The sequence below is a fragment of the Desulfuromonadales bacterium genome (assembly GCA_035620395.1).
Taxonomy (GTDB): domain Bacteria; phylum Desulfobacterota; class Desulfuromonadia; order Desulfuromonadales; family DASPGW01; genus DASPGW01.
This window is the reverse complement of sequence record DASPGW010000197.1, coordinates 1-2218: the sequence shown is the minus strand read 5'-3', so window position 1 is coordinate 2218 and position 2218 is coordinate 1. Positions and strand designations below refer to the sequence as shown.

The following is a 2218-nucleotide window of genomic DNA, read 5'->3' as shown; positions in this document are numbered from 1 at the left end:
GCCGGGCCGCCACGGTGGGACGGGGCGATGGCGAACATTTTCAGGATGTTCTCCTGCCGCGCCGCCACCGCCACCAGGGCACCCGCCTCGAAAATGCCGACGAGGACATCGAAGTTCTCCTCGAAGGCGAGGCCGCTGCTTTCGACCAGGTTTCTGGCCAGCTGCAGGTCGCGTTGGCTGATCAGTTGCGTCACCATGGGAAAACACTAACACGGTGAAAACGTATACCCTACGGTTTTTTAAGGGGAAAAAGCATTTTGCCGCCGGGATGCATCCCGCAATCCAGGGTCTATGCTTCCCCCACCTGTTCCCCTCGGTATTGTGCGGTATAATCCACTGAGGTCAAGCATACCAACCCGGCCCGATCTGTGGGTGTCCCATGAAAAATATCGTCGTCTTCTGCCTCGGCCTTCTGGCCGTGCTCTACCTCCTCAATCCCGGCGCCGGCATCTTCGAGATTCTCCCCGACAATCTTCCCCTGATCGGCAATCTGGATGAAGCCGCCGCCGTAACCCTGCTGCTGATGTGCCTGAGATACTTCGGGGTGGAGCTGCCGGATGTCTTCCGCCGCGAAAGAGAGATCAAACTGAAATAAGCAAAGGGCCGGTCCCCTTAAAGGCGACGGGGTTTTGCATGACCCATGTTCTGTGCACATCGTTCACCCTCCCTCTGGCCATCGACGAGGTCTTCGCCTTTTTCGCCGAGGCTGGCAGCCTCGAGCGGATCTTCCGCTTCCGGGCAAAAGCCATCCGGGCGATACTGATAAAAGGACGAAAGAGGGACGTGAGATGACAGGGCAAGGTTCCGGCGGCAGCGTTCCGGCTGTCCTCAGATGTTACGGCGCAGCAGGAAACCCGCTCCTGGTTCTGCTGCTCACCCTCCTGACCCTGCTCTCCGCGGCTATTTTCGCCCCGGCGAGCCATGCCGCCGATGACGGGAATGACCCACTTCTGACCTTCTATTTCGCCCGGGGAGCGGACCCCGATTTTTTCAATATCCTTCCGGAGCTGGTTCGCGGCGAGTCGATGATGGACGATACCTACCTGTATGCCCTCGGCTATTTCCACCCGCTGTCTACCCCGGGCGGCTTGCAGAAGGTGTTCGATTTTCTGCGGGTGCCGAATACGCGCACGGGCATCGAGGGGGTTGTGGGCAAACACGACGGCCTGCAGCACAACTGGGAGGCGGGAGCCACCTGGCAGCTGCGCTTTGCGCCGCTGCGGCTGGCCATGGTCAGGGTCCGGCCGGCGGTCGGCATCGGCCTGTCGTATGCCATCGGCGATCCCGCCTATGAGGATGGGCCGGAGGACGACCCCGAGAAACGCTACCACCTGTTGAACTTCAATATCTACGAGCTGGAGTGGAGTCTGCAGAAGGCGCCGGCCGTCTCCCTGGTGACCCGCCTCCATCATCGTTCAGGCATCTGGGGCGTCATCGCACCGCCCCTTGTCGGCTCCAACTTCCTGGCGGTGGGGCTGCGCTACCGCTTTTGAGCCAGGAAGCGCCCGGGCGCAGCTTCGGGCGAACGCCATGTCCCGTCCTCCCCTCGCCGGTTTCTCTGTTAAAATGAGATGGCCGGCGCTGTCCGCGCAGAAAGGTCGACCATGGCTATCCCCTGGATCACGCTGCTCAAGCATGCCCCCGCCATCCTCTCCCTCTCCCGCGAGGTCCTGCGGCGCACCCGCCAGGCGCCGCCGCCGGCCGCCGGGGCGCAGGGTCCGGTCCAGGTGCTGGCGGCCGATCTGCAGCGCCAGGCGGAGGTGCTGCACGCCCTGGCCGGGCAGGTCGACGGGCTGACGGCGGCGGTGGCGGTGCTGCGCCGGGCGCTGGTATGGGCGGGCTCCCTGGGCGCGGTCGCCTGTCTTCTCGCCGCGGCGGCACTGATCGTCGCGCTGACGGGGTAAGGTCCAAGGTCCAGAGACCTATAATCCTAGAAAAAGCAGTTTCGCGCAAAGCTCGCAAAGAACGCAGAGGAAAATCAGGCGGTTATTTGACCCTGGCGTTTAACCTGAGTGGTGCGGGTCTACATCTTCATAAGTATTTGAATTTCTTTGCGGCCTTGGCGTCTTTGCGCGAGTAAATGCCGTTTTCAGGATAATTTGGCAGCAAGGAGGATTCCATGAGTCAGGACAATTCTGCCGGGGAGAGGGGACCGCGAAGCGACGACCGTCCTCTCTGGGACATAATCATGGGCATCTACGGCTACCAGGCCGTTCTG

At 61.8% G+C, this 2218-nt stretch carries 5 protein-coding genes; 4 read left to right on the top strand and 1 reads right to left on the bottom strand.

Features of this window, described 5'->3' with window-relative positions; all coding sequences use genetic code 11:
• On the bottom strand, positions 1-197 hold a 197-nt coding region (locus VD811_10895; protein HXV21478.1), incomplete at its 3' end, for a citrate lyase ligase.
• A 182-nt stretch (positions 198-379) separates the two neighbouring features.
• On the opposite strand from VD811_10895, the gene VD811_10890 reads away from it, so the two are divergent.
• From VD811_10890 to VD811_10875, 4 genes are all read left to right on the top strand, one after another.
• Positions 380-595 carry a hypothetical protein gene (locus VD811_10890; protein HXV21477.1) on the top strand — a complete coding sequence of 72 codons (216 nt, stop codon included), beginning with the start codon at positions 380-382 and terminating at the stop codon, positions 593-595.
• 38 nt (positions 596-633) lie between these two features.
• Positions 634-792, top strand: coding sequence for a hypothetical protein (locus tag VD811_10885; GenBank protein ID HXV21476.1), 159 nt, complete (start codon positions 634-636; stop codon positions 790-792).
• Positions 789-1493 (top strand): hypothetical protein, encoded by a 705-nt coding sequence (locus VD811_10880; protein ID HXV21475.1) that lies wholly within the window; start codon positions 789-791, stop codon positions 1491-1493. Before VD811_10885 ends, VD811_10880 begins: the two co-directional genes overlap by 4 nt.
• Before the next feature lie 111 nt (positions 1494-1604).
• On the top strand, positions 1605-1904 hold the full coding sequence (locus VD811_10875; protein HXV21474.1) for a hypothetical protein: 300 nt from the start codon (positions 1605-1607) through the stop codon (positions 1902-1904).
• The last annotated feature ends 314 nt before the right edge of the window (positions 1905-2218 follow it).